Source organism: Clostridium sp. TW13, from assembly GCF_024345225.1.
Lineage (GTDB): Bacteria > Bacillota > Clostridia > Clostridiales > Clostridiaceae > Inconstantimicrobium > Inconstantimicrobium mannanitabidum.
The window spans coordinates 2,054,780-2,077,904 of record NZ_BROD01000001.1; the positions used below are offsets into that span (position 1 = coordinate 2,054,780).

Annotated in this window: 24 protein-coding genes; 6 read left to right on the forward strand and 18 right to left on the reverse strand. The window is 29.8% G+C overall.

Translation table 11 applies throughout. The features are described from left to right. Positions 1-194: 194 nt before the first annotated feature. The 5 genes from OCU47_RS10170 to pdxR all read right to left on the reverse strand — a co-directional run bounded on the left by OCU47_RS10170 (position 195) and on the right by pdxR (position 4,277). Positions 195-692 carry a QueT transporter family protein gene (locus tag OCU47_RS10170; protein WP_261828491.1) on the reverse strand — a complete coding sequence of 166 codons (498 nt, stop codon included), beginning with the start codon at positions 690-692 and terminating at the stop codon, positions 195-197. 115 nt (positions 693-807) lie between these two features. Next, positions 808-1,416: a TIGR04100 family radical SAM protein gene (locus OCU47_RS10175; protein ID WP_309297448.1), complete on the reverse strand. Its 609-nt coding sequence runs from the start codon at positions 1,414-1,416 to the stop codon at positions 808-810. A 12-nt stretch (positions 1,417-1,428) separates the two neighbouring features. Continuing rightward, a complete protein-coding gene (locus tag OCU47_RS10180; RefSeq protein ID WP_261828492.1) occupies positions 1,429-1,935 on the reverse strand; it encodes a TIGR04002 family protein in 507 nt (168 codons plus the stop codon). A 1-nt stretch (position 1,936) separates the two neighbouring features. Continuing rightward, on the reverse strand, positions 1,937-2,758 hold the full coding sequence (locus tag OCU47_RS10185; RefSeq protein WP_261828493.1) for a pyridoxamine kinase: 822 nt from the start codon (positions 2,756-2,758) through the stop codon (positions 1,937-1,939). A 76-nt stretch (positions 2,759-2,834) separates the two neighbouring features. Next, positions 2,835-4,277: a MocR-like pyridoxine biosynthesis transcription factor PdxR gene (pdxR, locus tag OCU47_RS10190; RefSeq protein WP_261828494.1), complete on the reverse strand. Its 1,443-nt coding sequence runs from the start codon at positions 4,275-4,277 to the stop codon at positions 2,835-2,837. Between the two features lie 282 nt (positions 4,278-4,559). On the opposite strand from pdxR, the gene OCU47_RS10195 reads away from it, so the two are divergent. Then, positions 4,560-5,288 carry a phosphatase gene (locus OCU47_RS10195; protein WP_261828495.1) on the forward strand — a complete coding sequence of 243 codons (729 nt, stop codon included), beginning with the start codon at positions 4,560-4,562 and terminating at the stop codon, positions 5,286-5,288. A 112-nt stretch (positions 5,289-5,400) separates the two neighbouring features. Here the strand turns inward: OCU47_RS10195 and OCU47_RS10200 are convergent, their stop codons facing one another. The 5 genes from OCU47_RS10200 to alr form a co-directional block, all read right to left on the reverse strand. Then, the gene (locus tag OCU47_RS10200) at positions 5,401-6,090 is read right to left on the reverse strand and encodes a DUF554 domain-containing protein (RefSeq protein ID WP_261828496.1); all 690 of its coding nucleotides are present in this window, start codon (positions 6,088-6,090) and stop codon (positions 5,401-5,403) included. A gap of 3 nt (positions 6,091-6,093) precedes the next feature. Further along, positions 6,094-6,657: an HDIG domain-containing metalloprotein gene (locus OCU47_RS10205; protein WP_261830613.1), complete on the reverse strand. Its 564-nt coding sequence runs from the start codon at positions 6,655-6,657 to the stop codon at positions 6,094-6,096. 104 nt (positions 6,658-6,761) lie between these two features. Next, on the reverse strand, positions 6,762-8,108 hold the full coding sequence (locus OCU47_RS10210) for an MATE family efflux transporter (RefSeq protein WP_261828497.1): 1,347 nt from the start codon (positions 8,106-8,108) through the stop codon (positions 6,762-6,764). A 227-nt stretch (positions 8,109-8,335) separates the two neighbouring features. Beyond that, positions 8,336-8,494, reverse strand: coding sequence for a DUF1540 domain-containing protein (locus tag OCU47_RS10215; protein WP_261828498.1), 159 nt, complete (start codon positions 8,492-8,494; stop codon positions 8,336-8,338). 94 nt (positions 8,495-8,588) lie between these two features. Further along, entirely contained in the window at positions 8,589-9,689 is a 1,101-nt protein-coding gene (gene alr / locus OCU47_RS10220) for an alanine racemase (RefSeq protein ID WP_261828499.1), read from the reverse strand. Positions 9,690-10,011: 322 nt separating this feature from the next. On the opposite strand from alr, the gene OCU47_RS10225 reads away from it, so the two are divergent. Then, on the forward strand, positions 10,012-11,916 hold the full coding sequence (locus OCU47_RS10225) for an NAD(+) synthase (RefSeq protein WP_261828500.1): 1,905 nt from the start codon (positions 10,012-10,014) through the stop codon (positions 11,914-11,916). Between the two features lie 76 nt (positions 11,917-11,992). Here the strand turns inward: OCU47_RS10225 and OCU47_RS10230 are convergent, their stop codons facing one another. The 6 genes from OCU47_RS10230 to OCU47_RS10255 all read right to left on the reverse strand — a co-directional run bounded on the left by OCU47_RS10230 (position 11,993) and on the right by OCU47_RS10255 (position 17,711). Continuing rightward, complete coding sequence (locus tag OCU47_RS10230) at positions 11,993-12,415, reverse strand: YaaR family protein (RefSeq protein WP_261828501.1); 423 nt, start codon at positions 12,413-12,415, stop codon at positions 11,993-11,995. 634 nt (positions 12,416-13,049) lie between these two features. Further along, a complete protein-coding gene (locus OCU47_RS10235) occupies positions 13,050-14,429 on the reverse strand; it encodes a bifunctional metallophosphatase/5'-nucleotidase (protein ID WP_261828502.1) in 1,380 nt (459 codons plus the stop codon). Positions 14,430-14,586: 157 nt separating this feature from the next. Continuing rightward, positions 14,587-15,369, reverse strand: coding sequence for an ABC transporter permease (locus tag OCU47_RS10240; RefSeq protein ID WP_261828503.1), 783 nt, complete (start codon positions 15,367-15,369; stop codon positions 14,587-14,589). A 3-nt stretch (positions 15,370-15,372) separates the two neighbouring features. Next, positions 15,373-16,176: an ABC transporter permease gene (locus OCU47_RS10245; RefSeq protein ID WP_261828504.1), complete on the reverse strand. Its 804-nt coding sequence runs from the start codon at positions 16,174-16,176 to the stop codon at positions 15,373-15,375. Next, entirely contained in the window at positions 16,173-17,147 is a 975-nt protein-coding gene (locus tag OCU47_RS10250; RefSeq protein WP_261828505.1) for an ABC transporter ATP-binding protein, read from the reverse strand. Before OCU47_RS10250 ends, OCU47_RS10245 begins: the two co-directional genes overlap by 4 nt. Positions 17,148-17,213: 66 nt before the next feature. Then, a complete protein-coding gene (locus tag OCU47_RS10255) occupies positions 17,214-17,711 on the reverse strand; it encodes a gamma carbonic anhydrase family protein (protein WP_261828506.1) in 498 nt (165 codons plus the stop codon). A gap of 75 nt (positions 17,712-17,786) precedes the next feature. Between OCU47_RS10255 and OCU47_RS10260 the strand changes: the two genes are divergently transcribed. Beyond that, the gene (locus tag OCU47_RS10260; protein ID WP_261828507.1) at positions 17,787-18,791 is read left to right on the forward strand and encodes a hypothetical protein; all 1,005 of its coding nucleotides are present in this window, start codon (positions 17,787-17,789) and stop codon (positions 18,789-18,791) included. A gap of 17 nt (positions 18,792-18,808) precedes the next feature. On the opposite strand, the gene OCU47_RS10265 is transcribed toward OCU47_RS10260, so the two are convergent. Then, positions 18,809-19,162: a hypothetical protein gene (locus OCU47_RS10265; protein ID WP_261828508.1), complete on the reverse strand. Its 354-nt coding sequence runs from the start codon at positions 19,160-19,162 to the stop codon at positions 18,809-18,811. Between the two features lie 211 nt (positions 19,163-19,373). Here OCU47_RS10265 and OCU47_RS10270 point away from each other — a divergent pair, with 211 nt between their 5' ends. The 3 genes from OCU47_RS10270 (at position 19,374) to OCU47_RS10280 (ending at position 21,096) form a co-directional block, all read left to right on the forward strand. Next, positions 19,374-19,868, forward strand: coding sequence for an Lrp/AsnC ligand binding domain-containing protein (locus OCU47_RS10270; protein WP_376778034.1), 495 nt, complete (start codon positions 19,374-19,376; stop codon positions 19,866-19,868). Positions 19,869-19,983: 115 nt separating this feature from the next. Beyond that, a complete protein-coding gene (locus OCU47_RS10275; RefSeq protein ID WP_261828510.1) occupies positions 19,984-20,190 on the forward strand; it encodes a DUF378 domain-containing protein in 207 nt (68 codons plus the stop codon). Positions 20,191-20,262: 72 nt separating this feature from the next. Then, positions 20,263-21,096 carry a putative ABC transporter permease gene (locus OCU47_RS10280; RefSeq protein ID WP_261828511.1) on the forward strand — a complete coding sequence of 278 codons (834 nt, stop codon included), beginning with the start codon at positions 20,263-20,265 and terminating at the stop codon, positions 21,094-21,096. Positions 21,097-21,179: 83 nt separating this feature from the next. Here OCU47_RS10280 and OCU47_RS10285 read toward each other — a convergent pair whose 3' ends face one another. Beyond that, a complete protein-coding gene (locus OCU47_RS10285; RefSeq protein ID WP_261828512.1) occupies positions 21,180-22,928 on the reverse strand; it encodes a phosphoenolpyruvate carboxykinase (ATP) in 1,749 nt (582 codons plus the stop codon). Positions 22,929-23,125 lie beyond the last annotated feature (197 nt).

The following is a 23,125-nucleotide window of genomic DNA, read 5'->3' on the forward strand; positions in this document are numbered from 1 at the left end:
ATTTCATGGTACAATATTACTTTTCCTTTGTAAAGGTTTTATACAATACATTTATTACAAAGTTATAAGTAATATTTTGTAATAAAGTCCAAACTTCGTTTTAATACAAAAAGTCAAGCATTTATAAATACCTCAACCTCTAGGTATTTTCACTAAATACTTGACTTTTAATATATTCTATATATGTTTACATATTAAACTCTTATCAACTTTAAATAACGTTTCTTTATTAGAGTAAATACAGGTACACCAATTATAGTAACCACTACAAATTCTCCAAAAGCAACCTCTAACATGGTTAATACCAATGGTGCTCCTGAAATGTAATTTAACTCCCAACCTATCATCAATGCATTGAATATGGTTGGCCATAATGATGCTATAAGTAATGATATTTTACTATTCTTTATATACTTAGCTGTAAGACTTATAGCTGAAACACTTATAAAAGTTGCTAACGTTCCAACAATTGCATCAATCATTCCATTAGGACTCAATATATTAGCTATAAAACATCCTAAAGTTAATCCTCCTATATAAAAAGGATCAAAGAAAGCTAATAAAACCATTACTTCTGAAATTCTAAATTGCAAACTGCCATAAGCAAAAGGTGCAATAGCAAAAGTTATTACAGCATAAATAGCTGCTACTAATGCTGTTCTTGCCAATCTTTGAGTTGTTCTGTTTCTCATTTTTAATACATCCCCTTAGTTTTATTTAAAGACAGGAGGTTTTCGAACTGTCTCTTATAATTTCAACTGTTAAATTATACTCTATTTTTTGTGGACTGGCAAGAACATAGTACTATTACTCTATCATTTTTCTTACTCTAAGTGGAATTTGTAGTTCTTCTGATATTTTTCTACTTCTCTCTATTTGATCTTCAGTTATACAATCAACTACTGAGAATTGAACATCCTCTATATTCTTCTTTGCTTCTTTTGCAAAATTTAAAAGTCCATCAAAAGCCTTTAATCCAAATTGAGATTTTGTAATTTCATTATATTCTTCTTTTGAAGGCGCATTTAAGCTTATTGAAATAGAGTCAACCCATCCTTTAAGCATTTCAGCTGTGTTTTTACCATGAACTAGGTCAGCCAAACCATTACTGTTAACTCTAATCTTTATATCACTTACAGAACGAATGTATTTTGATACTTCTATAAGTTCATCAATTCTAACTAATGGTTCTCCGTATCCACAGAAAACTACTTCTTTGTAATCCTCTAAATTTCTTTTCTTAAATTCTTCAATAACCTCTTCTGCTGAAGGTTCTCTTTCAAGCCATAGATTTTCACCTTCACACACACTATCTTTTTCGTGTCTTACACAGAATGTGCAGTTACATGGGCATCTATTTGTTAAGTTTACATATAAACTATCACCTATTGTATATAAAATTGTCATACTCTTCATCTTCTTTTCCTCCTATAATCTCTTCTTAATATTCATTTTATCTAAAGCAAATGCAAAAATTATAAATGCAATACCACAACCTAAAGGTTGAAGTGAACCTAGTGGTACGTCTAGCAATGCAACCCAAAAGTTTCCTGTAATAATTGTTGTTGCAATACAATATCCAACTAATCCCGTTACTCCTGCTAAAAATACTGCTATAACATTTCTTGTACAAATTAGTTTTTTACTCTTTGATGTAAAAAATATAGTTAATAATGGTTTTATTATTAGAGTTGGTATTACATATACTGCTCCTCCAGGAGACAACGCATCTGAAAGTGCTCCTCCAACTGCACCTGCCACCATTGCGTAAGGTGTTGGTAAAAGGCATGCTGCCAAATATATAAAGGAATCACCAAGATGTATGTACTCCCCATTAGGGCCTGTCGGTATATGCAGTATATAAGCTGTAGTTATAAAAATAATGGCTGCAAATAAACCAGTTAAAACTATTAATTTCGTTTTCTTATTGTTCAACTTATATCAACTCCTTTAAGAAAGGTTCAAACATTATTCCCTCTTTAATATTTCCACCAGAGCTTTTTGTATAATTTACAACATTATATATAAAGCTGCTTGCTCTTTCTACTGCTTCTTTTAAACTGTGCCCATTTAAAAGCATTCCACATAATATTGAAGAAAATATATCTCCAGTACCACTATAGGATTCCTTATTATACTTTTTCTTAATAACAAAGCTTTGGTCAGAATTTTTGCTATAAGCCAAGTTACAAATCTGGTCACCTTGTTCAATACCTGTTATAACAATCAGCTTAGGTCCTAACTCACAAATCTCTCTTGCCATTAATTCTGCCTCTTTAATTGTTACTTCATGATCTAAGTGTTTCTCTGTTAATATAAGAGCTTCTGTTACATTAGGAGTAACTAAATCAGCCTTCTGTACTAATTTTTTCATTTTACTGCACATTTCATCTGTATATGTCTTATAAATAGCTCTATTATCCCCCATAACTGGATCAATCATCACAAATGATTCTTCATGTCTATCTATAAATTCTAATACTATATCAATTTGTTTCTCCGAACCTAAAAAGCCGCTATAAATACAATCAAACTTTGCATTTAAATTCTGCCATACTTTTTCATATTTTATCATCTCATCAGTAAAATCAAAAAATGAATATTCAGGATACATGGTTTGACAAGATAGTATAGCTGTAGGAAATGGACAACATTGTACACCCATAACTGAAATAATTGGAATGGCTGCTGTTAAAGAACATCTTCCTATGCCTGACATATCATGTATTGCTGCTACTCTTTTTACCTCTTTCACCATATTTAAACCACCCCCTATTTTTTCTTGAATTATATCACAATTCTTAGAAAAACATAAAATGTACGGGTACAATTTATCAAGACATTTCTTTTACTATATCTCCAATTATCTTTATTCCTTTTTTAATCTCTTCTTTTTTTACTCTTGAGAAGCCTATCCTCATAGTAAATTCCCCACCAGAACCACTATAAAAAATATCTCCTGGCATGAATAAGACTCCTTTTTCATAGCACTTTGCAAGAACATCTCTTGAACTTATTCCTTTAAGTTTTATAAATATATGTAGCCCTCCTTCACCCATGATGCATTCATAAGGAATGTTTTTCTTTACTTCTTCAAGAGTAAATCTATATTTATCTCTATAATATTTTCTAACTTTTTTAACATACTTAGTAAAAGCTCCACTATTCATATATTGATACAGAATGGCTTGGTCAATAAAGGAACAATGAATAGTTCTAGCTCTTTTTACACTTTCTAATGCTCCAATTAAATTCTTATCAGCCATTATCCAGCCAATTCTAAGGCCTGGAAACAAAATTTTAGAAAAGCTACCAATATACACAACCCCATTTCCTTCTGTAGAAAGTGAGACTAACGGAGGTACATGTGAACTTGAATATAATAATTCCTCATTAAAACCATCTTCTATTATTGGAACTGAATACTTCTCACAAATTTTATATACTTCCTGTCTCTTTTCTCCCTTCATAACAATTCCTGTTGGGTTATGATAAGAAGGAATAATATATGCTAACTTAGGATTTGTTTCTTTTATTTGTTTGTCTAACTCCTTAGTGTTTATACCATCTAAATCCATTGGTACTCCTACTATGTTTAAGTTATGAGTCTTCATAATTTTTATAGCTGTATTGTGAGTAGGCTCTTCACATATTATGCTATCTCCAGCCTTTGTTAAAGAACTTAATACTATATCAAATCCTTCTGTAAAACCATTGGTAATCAAAATATCCTTTCCTTCAGTATTTACTCCTTTTTCCTGCATATACTTCATTAAATAATCAATTAACTTATTATATCCCTTAGCATAACCATAATTTAATATTTTATCTCCTTCCATGGAGCATACATTTAAAAATGCCCTTTTAAATTCTTCTAAATCAAATAAGCCCTCTTCTGGAGCAATGCTCTTAAAAGATATCATTCCTTTTTTATATGGCAATTCTGTTTTCAATATATCTAACTTTGTACAAGCTTCCCCATATTCATTAATCATTGAGCTCCAATCAACATTAAAATTATCCTTACTGTTCCTGCTAACTTTATCTATAAAGGTTCCTTTTCCTTTTACACTTTTTATGATGCCTTCACTTTCTAAGATTTCATACGCAGTTACTACTGAATTTCTGCTAACCTTTAATACATTGCTAACTTCTCTAGTAGAAGGTAATTTACTACCTTTCTGCAGCATTCCTGCTTCAATATTATCTTTTATATGATTGCAAATTTGTACATATATAGGTTCTTTATCACTTATAACAAATGATGAAAAGATCATTGCATTCTCTCCTTAATTTCATAACTTTTATTTCAACTATTTTAAAAGTATATAAATCTAAATTAATACTTAACCTAATGTTAAAGGATTTTAAAAGTACTGCTGTTGAATTATATACCATATTTTAATATACTATAAATAAAGTATAACATAATAAATAAAGTTTATTTTATGTTGTATTAAGGCATTTTGAAAAATAATTGCGCCTCTATGCAATAAATATCAGGCATATTATTCATTTCCAGATGCTTAAAACACAATTTATATAAAGGTGGTGCAAACATGAAATACTCATCAGACTTACATACTCATACTATAGTTAGTGGGCATGCTTATTCAACTTTACTTGAAAATGTAGATTTTTGTGCTAAGAATGGCATAGAAATTCTAGGAACCTCTGAACACGGTCCTGCTATGCCTAATGCTCCTCATTATTGGTACTTTGGAAACCTTAAGGTTGTTCCAAGAGTTATCAACGGAGTTACTATATTAAGAGGCTGTGAAGCAAATATATTAGATACAGATGGCACTATTGATTTAAATGAATACAATCAAACTCATCTTGACTATTTAATCGCATCTTTTCATGAAAATGTATTTTCTCCAAACACTTTAGAAAGTAATATGAAAGCATTATTTAGTGCAGTGGAAAACAATGAAAAGATTGAAATATTAGGACACCTAGGAAACCCTGCTTATGAACTTGACTATGAAAAAATAGTTAAATTAGCTAAAGATAGAGACATTATGATTGAAATCAATAATAGCTCTATGCTTGGTAACTCAAGAAAAGGTAGTGACTCAAACTGCACAAAAATTGCTGAGCTTTGCAAAAAACATGGAGCAAAAATCATTTTAAATTCCGATGCTCATATTTGCTTTAGTATTGGACAGTTTAAAGAATCTATAGATATGCTTAAATCAATTAATTTCCCTGAAGAATTAATAATGAACGATCCTGAAAGATTAATAGCACATTTGAAAAATAAGGGAAGATTGACTGATTTATAGTTTTTATACGCTATATGTGCATATAAAAATAAGAAGAATGAAATTTATATAACTTCATTCTTCTTATTTTTTATTTTAACATTCTAATATATAATTTTCTAATTTGAATATCTTACATAAATAAACCTACAATTATAGGAATCACTACTGCTGGTAATAAATTGGCTACCTTTATTTTTGTAACCTTCAACATATTTAACCCAAGTGCCACAATTAATAAACTGCCAACTGCAGTCATATTGTCTATTACTTGAGTATTCAGAACTCCTACTAATAATGATGAACTTAATGCTATTGCTCCTTGATAAATCAGCACAGTTACTGAGGAAAAAATAACGCCTATTCCTAGTGATGAGGCAAGTATAATTGAGGTTACTCCATCAAGAATTGATTTTACATATAGTGTAGAATTATCTCCTTTAAGGCCACTGTTTAAAGCCCCTAAAATAGCCATAGCCCCTACACAAAATAGTAAACTTGATGAAACAAAACCTTCTGAAATAGATATCTTATTGCCTTCTTTTTTAAACTTTTTTTCTAAAACTTCTCCTAGTTTATTAAGCCACTTGTCTATATCTATTATTTCTCCTATGATTGCTCCAACTACCATGGATCCTATCATTATCATGGGAATCATTGAATCCTTACTCTTTAGTGTTCCTGAAATACCTATATACAGGATACATAACGCTAACCCTTGCATTATAGTATTACTTATTTTATCTGTTAACCTGTCTTTTATTACTATCCCTAATAAACATCCTATAATAATTGCTAAACTATTTACTATGGTTCCTGTCATATTCTATAATCCTATTGCCTCTGCCACGTCCTGCATTCCTAAAATAGTATGTTCAATAACATCATCAAGCTGCATATCTATCATTTCACATCCATTTAAAATTACATTTCTATCTACCCCAGCTGCAAATCCCTTCGATTTAAATTTTTTCTTTACAGATTTAACTTCTATATCCATTACACTTTTTGAGGGTCTCATCAAAGCTGCTGCTCCTATAAGACCTGTAAGTTCATCTATAGTATAAAGTACCTTTTCTGCATTACTCTCAGGCTTTATATCTACAACTATACCATATCCATGAGATGCTACTGCTCTAATATAACTTTCTGGTAAGTTATGTTCTCTCATTATTTCTTGGCATTTAACACAGTGTTCTTCTGGATACATCTCATAATCTATATCATGCAGTAATCCTATTACGCCCCAAACATCTTCATCTTCATTGTATAATTTTGCAAAATGTCTCATAGCCCCTTCTACAGCAAGACCATGTTTTCTAAGAGCATCACTTTGATTGTATTCACAAAGAAGCTCCCAAGCCTTTTGTCTATCAACTTTGCCTGCCATCATCTATTCCTCCCCCAATTCATTTAATATTTTATATCATTATACAACAAAAATCTGCATTGTCATCAATAATATTTTGATGTAATTAATTGTAGGATAAGGATTTACGCAATTCTATGCTTAAGCCATTTAGTTCCTCTTAATCTATAGCAATATAGCGCACCTCTAACAAACCAATCAATGTACATAGCTATCCAAATTCCTAAAACACCAACACCAAGTACTAGTCCTAGTAAATAACCTGAAAATATTCTAAAAGCCCACATTCCTATTATGGCAGTTATCATAGTATATCTGGTATCCCCTGCTCCCTTTAGGCCTGAAGATAATACAAAAGAAATTGGCCAAAATATCATGGCGATACTGTTGCTTCTAATTAAAGTAGCGGATAACTTTATGACTTCTTTACTATTTGTATATAACCCAGCCATTATAGGTGCTAAAGGAACAAAGATTATTCCTAAAACAACCATACAAACTGTTGCAAATTTTGTAAGGTATATCAACGTATCCTTTGCACCTTTCACATCATCTCTACCTACATATTGACCAACTAAGGTAGTGGCAGCTATACATAATGAATTGCCAACAATATTTAATAAAGATGCTATAGACATTCCTATAGTATTAGAAGCAATAGATGCAGTTCCCATAGTAACTATAAAGACTTGTACAATTAATTTTCCTGCATTAAATAGCAACTGTTCTACTCCAGCTGGAATTCCTATATTGAATATATTTTTTTGCGTCTCCATTTCAAATTTAAATGGAAATATGTTTTTAATCTTAATTATTCTATTCCCTCTAAAAATCACTAAAATAACCAAGACTGTCCCCACTAATCTTGCAATAGCTATGGCAATTGCTGCTCCTTCTATTCCGAATGAACTGGTATGAAATCCACCTAAGTTCAATCCATAGATAAGAATAAATCCTAAAAGTACATTAATCAAGTTCATAAAAATGGTAATATACATTGGAGTTTTTGTATCACCACAACCTCTTAAAATTCCGTTTGCAATTTGCTCAATCGCGATGAATGGATATGTAAAAAGAGTAAATTCTAAATATATTTTTGCATCTTGTTTAACTAGTTCTGCAGCTGATCCATAAAAAGAATTAATTAGTCCAACCCTAAAAATCCACAATAATAAAGTTACAGCCACGGAAACAATAATACCTGATGCAAGGGCTTGTACAACTGTTTCATTGACTTTCTTTGTTCTCCCTTTTCCTAATTGTTGAGAAACCACTACTGTTGCTCCAACTGATAGTGCTGCAAAAAATGAAATAAACATATTATTTATGGAATCTACCATACCTATAGCTGAAACAGCTTCTTCTCCAATATGTCCAGCCATCATAGTGTTACATACTCCTAAAAACATGACAAAGGTCTGCTCCACCATAATAGGAATAGCTAACTTTAAAACATTTTTTCTTATTAGCATATGTACTCTCCTCTTCTAAAATAGTAACTTTTATCATTATAACACTTATGGAAAATATCCATTACACTTATAATTTCAGGTATTTTCATTAGTTAATTTAAGTCAACAGTACATAAACTCTTATTTACTTAAGATTAAAAAACAAAAAGTGGTAATTCAAAAATAGAAATTATGACTATTTACTAGTTCATGATTTCTATTTTAAACCACCACTTTCTAAATCTTTACTATTTTACAGAGAATGATTCACAGTCTGTGCATTCTTGTTTTGTAGGATTAGATTCATGTGTACCTACTTGGATAACTGATAAAGTACAGTAGTTTTCAGCATTTGAGTGATATTTACATTCATCAACTGAACATTTTATACTTGGATTCTTTTCCATATTAATTCACCTCCTAAAATCTCATCGAGATTAATATACCCATCATTGAGCATAATATTCTGGAATTATATTTTAGAATTTATGTGAATATTTTCTATTCATCTCCTGCTAAACTAATGTTACCATCAAAAAATACTTCTTCTTTATTTTCGTTATAGTATATTTTCTTTATTCTTGAATCGGCTAAAATCGGACTAATTTCCACCCTTAATAATTCATCCTTAGAAATTCCAGCCATATCTACTATAGTAATGTTCATATTTGATCTTCCTAGAACTCTTATTCCTCTGTTACCTGCAAATATAACTGGTCTAAACTTTATGCTATTATAAGCAGCTTTTAATACATCTATAAAAATGTTCTTTCTTAAATCCTTGCTAAAACCAAAATGCTCTATGTTTCCAAATCCAAGGATTCCTATTTTCATAGTCTTTTTTGCTTTAAACAAGCAACCATAACCTACAGTTTCTCCCTTTTTAACTTCACATACATTCACTGGTTTAGAATAATAATTGTATATTCTAGTGAGCCCCTTCCCCATACCATCATAACCATAAATAATGTTTCCTGCTCTTATGGCATTGGTAAAATCACATGCTGTTCTTATCTCATCGTTTATAAATCCTGATGAGTTTAAGCAATGTATCATTTTAAATTTATTTTTATAAGGTTCTATATAAGATTTAAACTTATCTATTTGCTTCAATGTGTACTTAACATTAGAAGTATGATGAAGATGAGTATAAACTCCTTCTATTTTCACATTAGGCAATTTATTTTCAATCTGAGAAATGACATCTCCAAGTTCTTCACCCTTTACTCCCATTCTATTCATACCTGTATCAACATAAATATGTACTTTTGCCTCTAACTCTTCTGGAATGTCATTTATAATTTCTTTATTATCAATAGTAAATATTATATTTTTTAAATCAGTACTAAAATCTTCTTTTGATATTAAAGGTGATAAAAGTAATATTTCTTTTTCTGTTTTTAGTAATTTTGCCTCTTCAATATCTGCCACTGCAAAATAATCCACCTTATCCTCAATAGCTTTTGAAATCTCTTGTATGCCAAGGCCATAAGCATTGCCTTTTACTACTGCAATTACTTTTTTATCCCCCGCTATTTCTCTTATTATTTTTAAATTATTATAAAGTTTATCTAAGTACACTTCACACCAAAAATTCTTCATTCTTTAATTCCTTTCTAAAACCTGTTTATCTATTATGATTTTTGACAAAAAAATAGGATATATAACATATTAATTATATATCCTTTAGGAATTAATTAAAAGTTTTAGTTCTACGTAATGCCCTTTAAGCATTATTAGTATAGACTAATTTCCATTCTTTATTCTTAAACTCTTGATTTTCTTTCATTTTACCTTTAACATTTAATTAGACATTTACTAGATAATAATATAAAACAAAGTAAATGTTACCTATGATTTTCATATAAACACATAAATAAATTCTTAAAAAGATGCAACTTATATACTTAAGGAGATGATATTCATGGATTTTATTAAAGTTAGCGCTTGTTGTCCTATAACCAAAGTAGCTGATATAGATTTTAATTTAACTAATATAAAAACCTGTATAGAAAATGCTATAAAGGAAGAATCAAAATGCATTGTTTTTCCTGAACTTGCAATTACCTCTTATACTTGTTCTGATCTTTTTACTCAAAGCTCACTACTAAAAAAATCAGAGAAGGCATTAGAGGATCTTTGTACTTTTTCTAAGGATAAAGATATATTAATTACTGTAGGTGCTCCACTTTTATTAAGAAATTGTCTTTATAATTGTGCCTACGTAATTTTTGACGGAAAGTTGTTAGGTATAGTTCCTAAAAGCTACATTCCTAATTACACAGAATTCTATGAAAAACGTTGGTTCACTGAAGGAGTAAACATAACCAGTCAAGTTGTAAACTTATCTTTCCAAAAAGATATTCCTTTTGGCGTAGATTTAATTTTTTCTTATGAGAATTTTAAATATGCAGTTGAAATTTGTGAAGATTTATGGGTTGCAATACCACCTAGCTCTTATTTAGCCTTAAATGGTGCAAATGTTATTGGAAACACCTCTGCTTCTAACGAACTTGTAAGTAAAAGTGATTATAGAAGAGCTCTTGTGGCTAACCAAAGTGCAAGAACAATAACTTCCTATATCTACTCTTCCTGCGGTGTTTACGAATCTTCTACCGACGTACTATTTAGTGGTCACTTGCTTATAGGTGAAAATGGTGGAATTATAAAAGAAAATAACAGATTTCAAAGAGAAAATGAAGTTCTCACTACAGTAGTTGACTTATTTAAACTAGATGCAGAAAGATTAAAGAATTTAAGTTTTAGAGATTCTCAACATTTATTTAATAAAAATGTTCGTGAAATCAATTTTGAATTCAAAGAAACTTCTATTAATAATTTCAATAGATATATAAATCCTCATCCTTTCGTTCCTTCTAATGAGAAAGAAAGAGAAGAACGTTGCAAGGAAATATTCAACATACAATGTGCTGCCTTAGCAAAAAGATTTTCACATACCAAATCTCAAAAAGCTGTTATTGGTATCTCTGGTGGTTTAGATTCTACCCTTGCACTTTTAGTAATAGTTAAAACTTTTGATATGCTGAAAATGCCAAGAAAAAATATAGTTACTATAACTATGCCTGGTTTTGGAACTACTGATAGAACATATAACAATGCAGTAACTCTATGTAAGGAACTTAATTGCGACTTAAGGGAAATCAACATTGTAGATGCTTGCCTTCAACATTTTAAAGATATTGGTCATGATAAAAATATTCATGATGTAACTTATGAGAATGTTCAAGCTAGAGAGAGAACCCAAATACTAATGGACTTAGCCAATAAGGAAGGCGGCTTATTAATTGGAACAGGTGATTTATCAGAACTTGCTTTAGGTTGGTGTACATATAATGGTGACCATATGAGTATGTATTCTGTAAACTGCTCAATTCCTAAGAGCCTTGTAAGATTCTTAGTTAGATATGTGGCAGATTATGAAACAGATAAGTTAACTTCTGAAACATTAATAGATATTTTAGAAACACCTGTAAGTCCTGAACTACTTCCAAAGGATGCTAATGGAGAAATTGCTCAAAAAACTGAAGATATAGTTGGTCCTTATGAACTACATGACTTCTTCCTATATCATTTTATGCGTCATGGTTCTTCAAAGGAGAGATTATTCTTCCTTGCACAACAAGCATTTAAAGATGTTTACTCTAATGAGGAAATTTCAAAATGGCTTGATAAATTTATAAGAAGATTCTTTACTCAACAGTTTAAGCGTTCTGCTCTTCCAGATGGTCCAAAGGTAGGTACTATCAGCCTTTCACCTCGTGGTGATTTAAGAATGCCATCTGATGCTAGTTACGAGAGTTTTATATAATCATCAAAATCAAAAACTGCTTATAGTCTCATCTATAAGCAGTTTCCATTCTATATATAATTTATGTACAAATTTCTTATCTGTAAATGTCCACTATAAGTCCCTGTATTTCATCAACTGTAGCAGCAATGTTAAGATTTTCTTTTTCTTGATCTAACAATGATTGTGTCAACTCTTCTAACTTTGAATCAATAGTATCTACAGTAATAAAATATTGAGTCTGCCAAAAACTTACGTCCTTTTTTACAGAATACATATCTTCTAAAATCATTCTCAAGTACTCTTTAATCATCTTTTTATAAGCAAATACATCTGCATAACATTTAGTTATAACCAACCTATTACCCTTCTTATTTATATCTTCTAACATTTTCTTTAATTCTTCTTGAGACTTTCTCTGATGGGCTTGGTTAAAGCTTTGAGAAAAGTCCTTCTTTGTTTCCAGTTTTTTTCTATCTGTAGACATTGTGGGTTTGCTCCCAACTCTACCTATCTCCATATAATCACATCCTCACTTAGGCATCTGAAAATAAATAAAAAGTCCAATTACAATCCCCTATGAACTTACTTATTTTTAAAGGTGTCTTAAATAAATTATATCAAATTTTTTTAAATAGAAAAGCTATTTATATAAATTCTTTTTTAACACACATAATAATTCAGCATTTATTATATGTTTTATAAACTTAAAACTGTATTTGGAATTTTACTATGCCTTATCCCACTAATTATTAATGAAGTTTTAATGCTAATATTTAAGCACACAATTTATAGATATAGTCAAACAAACTAATTGTTGCAAATTTCATCCGATAGCTAGCATCCGTAGCACTCCAACTTTATATGAAACTCCTCTTCCTAAAGTCAGATGAGTACTCACAGAGTAAGCGACCATCATCAAATCATAGATTTGAGATATCTGCTTAACCGATTAACACTAAATCATAGATTTAGGTTTTCTGCTTAAGTTGGAGATAACGGCTGCACGCTCCTGGACGAGGTACCCCTTGAGGGTGTAAGTTCAACTAAGATTCAGATGGGGATTAAACCCCACCTGAATCAAGTTTCACTTGATAAACTAAAATGAAAAAACATTGAGATCTGTTTAATTTACACATCTCAATGCTTATACATTATGCTTCTATCCATCTATCATTAAAACATTCATTTACCATTTCTTCATCTGCTAATTCTTTTTCAAGCAAATCTCTTATATACCATTCATGGTATATTACATTATTATTATTTTTTAAAGCAATATAGCCTGAACCTCTTTGCAAGTAATCAGAACTTGTTACTCTATAAACCTTATTTTCTTCAAGACTACTTCCGTTAATAATAATATCTTGAATTTTTCTTTTTCTATATAAAATTTTTACATTGTTTGAAACATGCAATTTACCAACATACTTGCCTCTAAAACCTGGTCCCCTTCCATCACTTAATAACACTTGGTCATCAAAGGAAGCTTCAAGTGCTGCCTTTAGATATCTTCCCTCAATCTCAAAGTATGTTGGATTTAAAGGCGATGGAGCAGCTTGAAGGAATTTAAGTTTAGTCATTTTGCCCTTTTTAAATCCTCCGTTTAAAATCCCGCTATTAATTATACCAAGATCGCACTCATACATTTTGTATAATCCATCTGCTAGCAGGTTTGTTATTGGGTTTTCTTCCATAACATCATGCCATAAAGTCTTGTCCAGCTTGTATAAAGGTTCTGAAAGATTCTCTATTGCTATTTCCTTATCCCTTTTAAGAATATCTGTTATATCTTCGTTCATGTCAAATGTTTCAACCTTTATGTTTTCCCCATCTATTAACTTAACTTTATTTTCGTCTATATCTATATTAAGTACTCCAAGATGCTCCCCAAATTGTCCTGAGGTATGAATTATTGTACCATTAATTACTTCTGGTGATTCCATTAATATATGAAAATGTCCACCTATAATAACATCTACCTCTTCTATGGAATTGGCTATTTCTTTATCCTTATCCATTCCAAGGTGAGACAAGAATATACAAACATCATAAAAACCTTTATTTTTATCTATTTCTTGTCTTATAGCTTCAATATCATCTATTATTTCAAGACCACATAAAGCACTAAATTCCCCAATGTTTGGTGAAGCCCCTATTATTAAAAATCTAATATTATTTTTTTCAATTATTAAGCTTTTTTTTACTCCAGGTATATCTCCACCTTCTAGCATATTCATATTGCTTGTGATAAACTTAACTCTTCCATCCGTAGCCATATTTACTAGCTTATCTACACCGCCAAAAGTTTCATTGTTTCCAATTGATATAGCATCACATTTTGCGGCTTCAAGTAAGTCTACTGCTGCTATTCCATTAGTTCCTTGTAATTCTACTCGCTTAAAGTCTGCGAAATCACCTGCATCCAATATTATTGTGTTCTCATCTTTTAATTCATTAATTTTAGTGACTATTTTCGCAAAGTTTTCAAAGTTACTATGAATATCATTTGTATGAAGTATTTTAAATCTCATTCCATCTCCCCCAATCTATTTTGTTCAATTTTAATATTTATCTCATTATCTGTCAAATAAGGTTTAACATTAGTTAATCTGATTTTATTAAGTATCTGAAAATAAATAGCAAGTCCAAATAGACCAGAATATGGACTTACTTATTCTTTAAATAAACTTAAGATCCTGTGGATTTGTAATGACGTACTCCTATATACCATAAAATTTTGCTTGGTATTGCAAATAGGAACACTAATAATGGAGACAGCATATAAAATACTTCATTTCCACCACATTTATCTATTAAAAATAGAAATGGATAGTAATTTACAAAAGCTAAAGGTACTATATAAGTAAAAAATTTGAGCACCCAATTTTTATAAATATCCAAAGGATACGCTGCTATCTCTCTACCGCCATCCGTGAAAATATTCATAAATTCTAATCCCTCAATTGTAAAAAAGCAAAATGATGCATAAATTTTAAATAGACAGAAAAATAAATATGTTCCTGCAGCTATCATAAGAAATAAGGTTACTATCTTTCCAAAATTCCATTTAATATTGCAAGTTATTATTGCATAAATCAATATAAATATAGCTTGTATCAATCTTCCCATTCTAGTGAGTTCTATCCTAGATCCCAACACTTGCAAAATTTCACTTCTAGGTCTTACCATTATCCTATCAAATTCACCATTTGATATTATTTTTGAAAAGCTATCAAAGCCTCTTCCAAAACACTCTCCTAAAGAAAAGGACATACATATTGTACTAAAACATAACAACACTTGATTAAAGGTATAACCCTTTATTCCTCCAAATCTATCAAATAAACAATACATTGCTATAAAAGAAAAACAAGTAGTAAGTGCTTGTCCTATCATGGTAAGAAAAAATGAAGTCTTATATTCCATCATACTTCTAACATGAACAGATAAATATTTTAAATATAATCTCATTTTCTAACCTCCTTGTACCACTACATTTTTTAGTGCTCTTGTCATCATTAACTTACCAAGAACAACTAATATAACTGCCCAAAAAGCTTGAATACCTACTGAAATATACGCATCTTTGCCAGATAAATTTCCGCTATAAATTCTAAAAGGCATATTCTGCATGGAAGCAAATGGGGTTAGATTTACATATTTAGTAAGCCAATCTGGTAACAATGGTAACGGAATTAAGCCACCAGCAAAAAAATCTGCAATCATAACAAATACCATTCTTACGCCCATAGGAGATACTGTATAAAAGGTACAAATGTATATAAACATTGTATAGCCAACTACCACTAGGAGTGCTAATACCATAGATATGATAAATAGTAGAAACTCTTCCAAAGAATTAGGTATATAAAATTTATATGGTTTAGGTAAAAGAAAAGCTATTAACAAAATTGGTCCAAACCTCAATAATGCCTTAGAAAGTCTATTGGCACAACTTTTTGAGAACCAAGTATTATATAAATCCATTGGTCTGCAAAGTTCATAAGCTACATTCCCTGATGAAACTAAGTCAAAAATATCATTATCTAAAAACCAAGTCATGAAAAGTGCTAAGAAGGCTTGTTGCAACCAAATGTAGGATGCTAGTTGAGAAAACTCCATGGGAGCTTTAGAGGGATTGCTTTTATAAAAGGTTTCATAAAGCATAATATACATGAATCCCCAAGCTAATTGTGTAGCTATGCCTGCATAAGCTGCGGCTCTATACTGCAATCCATTAATAAATCTAATCTTAAAAAATGAGAAGTACGCTTTCATATTTTGTACTCCTTGTACAATCCTACTACTACATCTTCTGTACTAACTGAATCTAAAGAAAAATCCCGTAAGTCCACCATATCAGCAATATTGCTTATGGCTTTTGACGTAGAAATAATCTCTGTATCTATTGAAAGAGCTGCCCTTCCTGATTGCTTACTTAAAATACGTAATCCTTGTGGCAAGTCTTTAAGTTCTCCTGAATACTCTAAACTCATAGTTCTTTCCTTACTAAAATTCTGTTTTAAATCTTCCAAATTTCCATCTAGAAGAACCTTTCCTTTTCCTATAAGTACTATTCTTTTAGTCAATGCTTCAATATCTTGGGTATCATGAGTTGTTAGGATTACAGTGGTTTTATTTTCTTTATTGATAGTTTTTATAAATTCTCTCACTGCAATTTTAGAAACGGCATCAAGGCCTATGGTTGGCTCATCTAGAAATAATATTTTAGGACTATGTAATAAGGCTGCAGCTATTTCGCATCTCATACGTTGTCCAAGACTTAACTGCCTAGTTGGCATTTTAATAAGTTCCTCAATGTCAAGCAAATCTGTTAACATCATCAAGTTATCTTTATATTTCTTATCTGGTATCTTGTATATTTCTTTAAGTAATTCATAAGAGTCTCCCACGGCAACATCCCACCAAAGTTGACTTCTCTGTCCAAAGACTACTCCTATATCTTTCACATGGCTAACTCTGTCCTGCCATGGAACTTTGTCATTAATTAAGCATTTTCCTTTGTCTGGATATAAAATGCCACTCATTATTTTTATGGTTGTGCTTTTACCTGCACCATTGGGACCAATATATCCAACCATTTCTCCATCAGCTATTTTAAAGGATATATTATCTAGCGCTTTAACCATATCATACTCCCTTTTAAATAACGACTTTACAGCTTTGCCTAAACCGGCATTCCTCTTGTGGACTTTAAAAGTCTTACATACGTTTTCAAGTTCAATCATAATTTCACCCCTAACTTATTATATTTTTGCAACAGGTTTACATTTTACTACTAAATTTCCATATAGTCAATATTTTTTACTTAAGCTCACATAGTAGTCAGCAGATTCTCTGTTACTTAATATTTCTTCTGAAGTCAGTTGTCGTTTGACCTTTGCCGGAGACCCCATAATCAAAGAGTTTTCAGGTATAACTTTATTTTGAGTAACTAAAGCTCCTGCTCCTATAATAGAGTTTTTCTTTATAACTGCCCCATTTAATATTATGGCTCCCATACCAATCAAACAATTATCTTCTATGACACATCCATGAATTATAGCCCCATGACCTATAGTAACATTATCACCTATTCTTACTTCATCCTCTTGATCCATATGTATAACACAATTATCTTGTATATTAGAATTTTCTCCAATAATTATATTACTTGAATCTCCTCTTAGAACTGCATTAAACCAAACGCTAGAATTCTTTCCAATAGTAACATTACCTATAATTGTAGCATTATTAGCAACATATACTGTTTCATGTATATTAGGCGCCTTCTCTTCAAAATTTATTATCATTTTTTTCTCCTCCCTGGTAAGTTTTTATGTTATTAGTAATATTATAAATTATAGCAATATTTTTAGGATAGTAATATGACCTTAGACTTTAATAGTAATTTTCTAGATGAAAAATCTGATAGCTATAAATATTATGTTGGAATACCTAATTTTGAATTATCTAATATTGAAGAATTGTCTCCAATATTAAAAAAATTTTTACGAAGTAATTTAAAATTCTTAGGTATTTGCCAATCTAATTTTAATTTATCCAAATTTAAATTTTCTAATGAAAAAAAATCATCCATATTAAGTTTACTTAAAGAATACTTAAACAATATAAGTAAAAAATTAGATTATCCCTGTTTTTTTTCTTGTAATATCTCAGCTAATCCATTGGGCTATTTTAATTTTTTTGATTGTAACTTTATTTATAAAGGCTGTATAAAAAACCTAGCAGATTTAATAAATTGGTTGGATTATGACAAGACGACTTTTATTTGTATAAAAAAACCTCATACAGGTATTCTAAATCTGCCATTAGATAACTCTCTAAAGGAAAAGTTTAGATTAATTGAAATATCAAATTATAGCTACGATTTAAGTTTTTCTAGTTATGAACACATATACTTTCATATGCTAGACAAAGGATGGAAGTTAGGTGCAATTAGTTCTTTTAGCCTTCAAAGCTCATCAGAACAAAAACAATGGCATACAGGCATAATCACAAAAGATATATACTCAAACTTACTTATAGAATCATTAAAAGCCAGATTAAGTTATGCAACTATCTCAAAAACTTTAAAGTTATTTTTTTCCATAAATTTCACCCCTATGGGAAAAACTTTGACTGCTCAAGAAGATGATTTATTATCATTTTATATTTTTGTTGAAGATTCAGAAAATAAAATAACTGGGGTAGATATAATTTCTAAAGGCGGTAACATTATAAAATCACTAAATACTGTTCCATTAAAATGTATACGGTATGTTTTCAAAAGACAACTTTATTATAATGAACAATGGTTTTTAATCAGAGTAGTTAGTAATAATACAGTTTTATCCATAAGTTCACCTGTATTTATAGAAAAAAAGAAGTAGAGTCCTCTAATTAGACTCTACTTCTTTTTTTCATTATTTGATTGTTTTGCTCTGTTTGGTTTTGCCTTTGGTTTTATCTTTATTTCTTTTTGCTTAACATTCTTTTTGTTTTGTCCATATTTATATAAATCAAAAAACCAAAGAGTTAAAATAAAAAATATAATTGAAAATACTAAGTTAACTATTAAATTTTGCGTTTTAGTTATAGCATTTATAACTACAGGACAAGCAAACATAATAATAGCACTTGCTAAGACAATCCACTTATTTGGTTTAAACTTTCTTAATACATATATGTTTAAAAAACTATATCCAATAAGCGAAAAAAGAATAGCCGCTATCGCAATTAATATCATGATTACAGTGTTCATATTTATTTCCTCCCATCATTAGACTTCTATTTATAATATTAAGTTAAATATTACTTATTTTCAAGAAAAAATTGATTATTAATTTGTCAATTAGCATAATTTATGCTTTTATATTATTAAGAATATATTAATTAAAAGAATTTATAATTATATTTTTTAAAAAATTAGTAGTAAATTTATTATATTTTTGATAAAATACAATTAAAAGATTATGATTTTTATCAGAAGAGGTGATTTTTTGACTGGTATACAAAACTCTCAATTAGATGAATTAGATTTACAAATACTTGATATTTTAATAAAGGATTGTAGAACTCCTTATCTAGAAATAGCTAGAATATGTCATGTAAGTGGTGGTACAATTCATGTAAGAATGAAAAAGATGGAAGACTTAGGCATTATAAAAGGGACAAGAATTCTTCTTAATCTACCTACATTAGGATATGACGTATGTTGTTTTGTTGGAGTTTATGTGGACAAAACTTCTTCATTCTCAGCAGTATGTGATGAATTATCAAAAATAAATGAAGTTGTTGAGTTACATTTAATAACAGGTAACTACTCGTTATTTGCTAAATTAGTTTGCAAGAACATAACTGATTTACAGGATATTTTAATGAATAAAGTAAATGTCATTTCTGGTATTGAAAGAACAGATACTTTAATTTCTCTTTCTCAACCTATAGATAGAAATATTAAATTATAATTTAGTAAACTTGTAATTGAAGTTAAAGAAATAGTTTTATATTAATCCACGTATAGAATTTAATTTCATGGTTAAAATATTCTTATAGACTTATATAGAAGGAGAGTGTTTATGCATGAAAGCATTAGATACAATTGCACTTATTCTAGTCATAATAGGTGCTGTAAACTGGGGTCTTATAGGATTCTTTCAATTTGACTTAGTTGCAGCTTTATTTGGTACCATGACAGGCTTTAGTCGTATAATTTATTCATTAGTAGGCATTGCCGGACTATATGCTATATCATTTTTCGCTAAAGACAGATATTCTTCAATGGATTAATAAAATAACTCATCCCTTTAACCTAGGGATGGGTTATTTTATTACAAAATATAATTATTTAAGGAGCTATAAATGGAAAACTTTATTGTAACTAACTTGTCTTTTATGAAATTATTTTTATTATTTGTTATTTATTCTTTCTTCGGTTGGATTTTTGAGGTTGCCTACGCTTATACTCATAGAGGCTACTTTGTAAATAGAGGCTTTTTATTCGGTCCATTTTGTCCAATTTATGGAAGTGGAGTTATTTTAATTTTATGGTCCGTGGATTCTTTTAAAGATAATATAATTTTGCTTTTTATTGCTTCCACAGTACTTACTTCCGTAATTGAATACGTAACTAGCTATGTACTAGAAAAACTATTTAATTCAAAATGGTGGGACTATACAGAGGATCCATTTAATATTAATGGTAGAATTTGTTTGCCATTTTCACTTATGTGGGGAGCTGCTTGCGTACTTATAATAAAAATAGTACAACCAATATTTGAATTTTTAATTGAATTCATCCCTAATAGTGTATTATTCTATTCATTATCTATTTTAATAGTATATTTCATTTGTGACTTTGTATTAACCATAATATCATTAATACAATTAAATAAGATTTTATCACAGATGCTTACTAGCTATGATGAATTAATGGGCAAATCAAAACAAGTATTTTCAAATACTAAAACCAAAGCAAAGGATACCTTTGGCACTATGAGGGTAAAATACGAAAATCAGTTTGAAAAACTTAATTTTAATCATATTAGATTAATTAAGGCTTTCCCAACAGTTAAATCAAATAAATTTGATGTCATCTTTAAGGAAATACAAAATAAATTCAAACTGCTAACAGAATTTAATATAAAGGATAAGAATAAAGATAATGGAAAAAATTCCAGTAAGGAAAACCAATGAATTTTGATTTTATTATAATTTCCTAAAGAATAAAAAAGTCATTCACTGCTTGATTGCCAGTGAATGACTTTTTGTTTGTCTAATTAAATTTCATTATTAATTATATCAAATAATTGAATTGCTGCTTTTCTTGGACCTGTCTTTTCTGAACCCTTTATTCCTAGACAAGTTTTTATTTGACCTACCTTTATATTATTTTTGAAGTATAAATCAAAATATCTATCTAAAATAACATCAGTTTCCTTAATCTTTTGAGCTGGACCAAAAGGATTTGCAAAATATGAGGTCACTATTCCTGTTTCTGTAGTAGTTCCCTTCGCCATTCTTGCCCCATCTCTAAACACCTTCTTAGCTTCTTCAACATTATCAAAGAAAGTAATTGAATCCTCTCCTTCTGTTACTTCAGTATAGTTGTTTGCATAAAGTAATAAGTCAATTTTATAACCTTTAGTAATCTCTTTATAAGATGCTACTGGCATAATAAGTCTTGCATTTATCTTATCCGGATTCATAAATATACTTCTATCCATTTCTTTAAATGCATATCCTTGATCTAAATCATCTAATCTAACAAATGCACCTATTTCAGTACCATATCCATATATTTGACCGTCTTTTTCCTTCATTACTCCCATATCATCAAATACTACAGTCATATCACTAATGTATTCTTCACTTAATCCTCTAAATGCTTCTAAGCTTTCTGACTTACCTGCACCACTATCTCCCATAATTACTACATTAGCTTCCTTACCATTCTTTAATACTATGTTAACCATAGCTCCATGTGTTGGTAAGTATCCTCTTTTTATCATGATTAAATTGTGTAATGTTAAACACATTTTCTTCATATATCCAAAGTAATCTATTTCTTCACTATGATTTACAAAACCTAGCATTATATCATTTTCTTCATCATCATAGAATACAGTTTTTAATTCTTCCCCCTCATCTCTTGCCCCATATACATAAATTAAATCAGGTTTTCTTCCTCTGTACTCTTCTATCTTTGCAAGTTCAAATAAGTTACATAATGCAATACCATGTTCCATAAAATCTCTATGGAAATAAACGAACCCTAATAACTCCCCTATTTTGGCTGGATAACAGAACCAATGATCTTTGTCAATTCTAGCCTTTGCTAATGGATTTGAATCTATTTCAGAAAACATTCCATCCCTTGTATTCTTTTTAGGATAAGTTATAAATGGAGTCTCTAAAGCAATAGTATCAATAAAAGGTATTTCCTCTAATGATTGATATCCGTTTGGTACTGGCCAAATAACATCACTTAACATCATGCATGCATTTGAACCTGCTGGCAATTGTCTATATATATTAGGGCTCGACCCCAATACATTCTTTTCTATCTTTCTATATAAAGATAGTATTAATTTTGAAAAACCTGGATTAGCCTCTGTAAAGCTTACTGCTGCAATTCCTGCCTTAATTCTATTATTGTGAACAATAGAATATCTTTCAAGCCTTCTCCAGAAAGAATATAATGCTTCTACAAAAGAGATAAACTCATCTCTATTATCTAATAGAACTGAATATTCTTGATTAAAATCTGCAATTTCCTCAACATTCATAGTTGCTAATAAAAGAAATGTAGTAGTAATTTTCTTAGCTATTTCATGAATATCATTAACTTTTAATTTTTCCTTAACAAATTTAAAACTGTTTGTATTTCTTCTCTCAGCTGTGGTTAAAAAGTTTTCTAAAACTCTTTTAAATCCATCACTTTCTAATAAAGTTTGATAGTCACTACAATACTTAGCTGTAAAGTTAATTACTGCCTTATCATTACTCATAGAAAATTCCTTAATCATAAAAAATAGCCCCCTAAATGAATTTATTTTTTTTTAATATTTCACAATTTAAAGTTAATCTCCAATTCAATAAACATTATACCATATATTTTGCAATATTATAAAGATAAATTTTTCATTTTTCAAAAAAAGCTCTTATTTAATTTTTGTTTTAAATAAAATAAATAGACTAAGCAATCGTCTAACTGTTGCTTAGT

What these genes read in the sequence shown, in the direction of transcription:
- OCU47_RS10170 (WP_261828491.1), bottom strand. Translation starts at nt 692, where the DNA reads ATGAGAAACAGAACAACTCAAAGATTGGCAAGAACAGCATTAGTAGCA.
- OCU47_RS10175 (WP_309297448.1), bottom strand. Translation starts at nt 1,416, where the DNA reads ATGAAGAGTATGACAATTTTATATACAATAGGTGATAGTTTATATGTA.
- OCU47_RS10185 (WP_261828493.1), bottom strand. Translation starts at nt 2,758, where the DNA reads ATGGTGAAAGAGGTAAAAAGAGTAGCAGCAATACATGATATGTCAGGC.
- pdxR (WP_261828494.1), bottom strand. Translation starts at nt 4,277, where the DNA reads ATGATCTTTTCATCATTTGTTATAAGTGATAAAGAACCTATATATGTA.
- OCU47_RS10195 (WP_261828495.1), top strand. Translation starts at nt 4,560, where the DNA reads ATGAAATACTCATCAGACTTACATACTCATACTATAGTTAGTGGGCAT.
- OCU47_RS10200 (WP_261828496.1), bottom strand. Translation starts at nt 6,090, where the DNA reads ATGACAGGAACCATAGTAAATAGTTTAGCAATTATTATAGGATGTTTA.
- OCU47_RS10205 (WP_261830613.1), bottom strand. Translation starts at nt 6,657, where the DNA reads ATGGCAGGCAAAGTTGATAGACAAAAGGCTTGGGAGCTTCTTTGTGAA.
- OCU47_RS10210 (WP_261828497.1), bottom strand. Translation starts at nt 8,108, where the DNA reads ATGCTAATAAGAAAAAATGTTTTAAAGTTAGCTATTCCTATTATGGTG.
- OCU47_RS10215 (WP_261828498.1), bottom strand. Translation starts at nt 8,494, where the DNA reads ATGGAAAAGAATCCAAGTATAAAATGTTCAGTTGATGAATGTAAATAT.
- alr (WP_261828499.1), bottom strand. Translation starts at nt 9,689, where the DNA reads ATGAAGAATTTTTGGTGTGAAGTGTACTTAGATAAACTTTATAATAAT.
- OCU47_RS10225 (WP_261828500.1), top strand. Translation starts at nt 10,012, where the DNA reads ATGGATTTTATTAAAGTTAGCGCTTGTTGTCCTATAACCAAAGTAGCT.
- OCU47_RS10230 (WP_261828501.1), bottom strand. Translation starts at nt 12,415, where the DNA reads ATGGAGATAGGTAGAGTTGGGAGCAAACCCACAATGTCTACAGATAGA.
- OCU47_RS10235 (WP_261828502.1), bottom strand. Translation starts at nt 14,429, where the DNA reads ATGAGATTTAAAATACTTCATACAAATGATATTCATAGTAACTTTGAA.
- OCU47_RS10240 (WP_261828503.1), bottom strand. Translation starts at nt 15,369, where the DNA reads ATGAGATTATATTTAAAATATTTATCTGTTCATGTTAGAAGTATGATG.
- OCU47_RS10245 (WP_261828504.1), bottom strand. Translation starts at nt 16,176, where the DNA reads ATGAAAGCGTACTTCTCATTTTTTAAGATTAGATTTATTAATGGATTG.
- OCU47_RS10250 (WP_261828505.1), bottom strand. Translation starts at nt 17,147, where the DNA reads ATGATTGAACTTGAAAACGTATGTAAGACTTTTAAAGTCCACAAGAGG.
- OCU47_RS10255 (WP_261828506.1), bottom strand. Translation starts at nt 17,711, where the DNA reads ATGATAATAAATTTTGAAGAGAAGGCGCCTAATATACATGAAACAGTA.
- OCU47_RS10260 (WP_261828507.1), top strand. Translation starts at nt 17,787, where the DNA reads ATGACCTTAGACTTTAATAGTAATTTTCTAGATGAAAAATCTGATAGC.
- OCU47_RS10265 (WP_261828508.1), bottom strand. Translation starts at nt 19,162, where the DNA reads ATGAACACTGTAATCATGATATTAATTGCGATAGCGGCTATTCTTTTT.
- OCU47_RS10270 (WP_376778034.1), top strand. Translation starts at nt 19,374, where the DNA reads ATGATTTTTATCAGAAGAGGTGATTTTTTGACTGGTATACAAAACTCT.
- OCU47_RS10275 (WP_261828510.1), top strand. Translation starts at nt 19,984, where the DNA reads ATGAAAGCATTAGATACAATTGCACTTATTCTAGTCATAATAGGTGCT.
- OCU47_RS10280 (WP_261828511.1), top strand. Translation starts at nt 20,263, where the DNA reads ATGGAAAACTTTATTGTAACTAACTTGTCTTTTATGAAATTATTTTTA.
- OCU47_RS10285 (WP_261828512.1), bottom strand. Translation starts at nt 22,928, where the DNA reads ATGATTAAGGAATTTTCTATGAGTAATGATAAGGCAGTAATTAACTTT.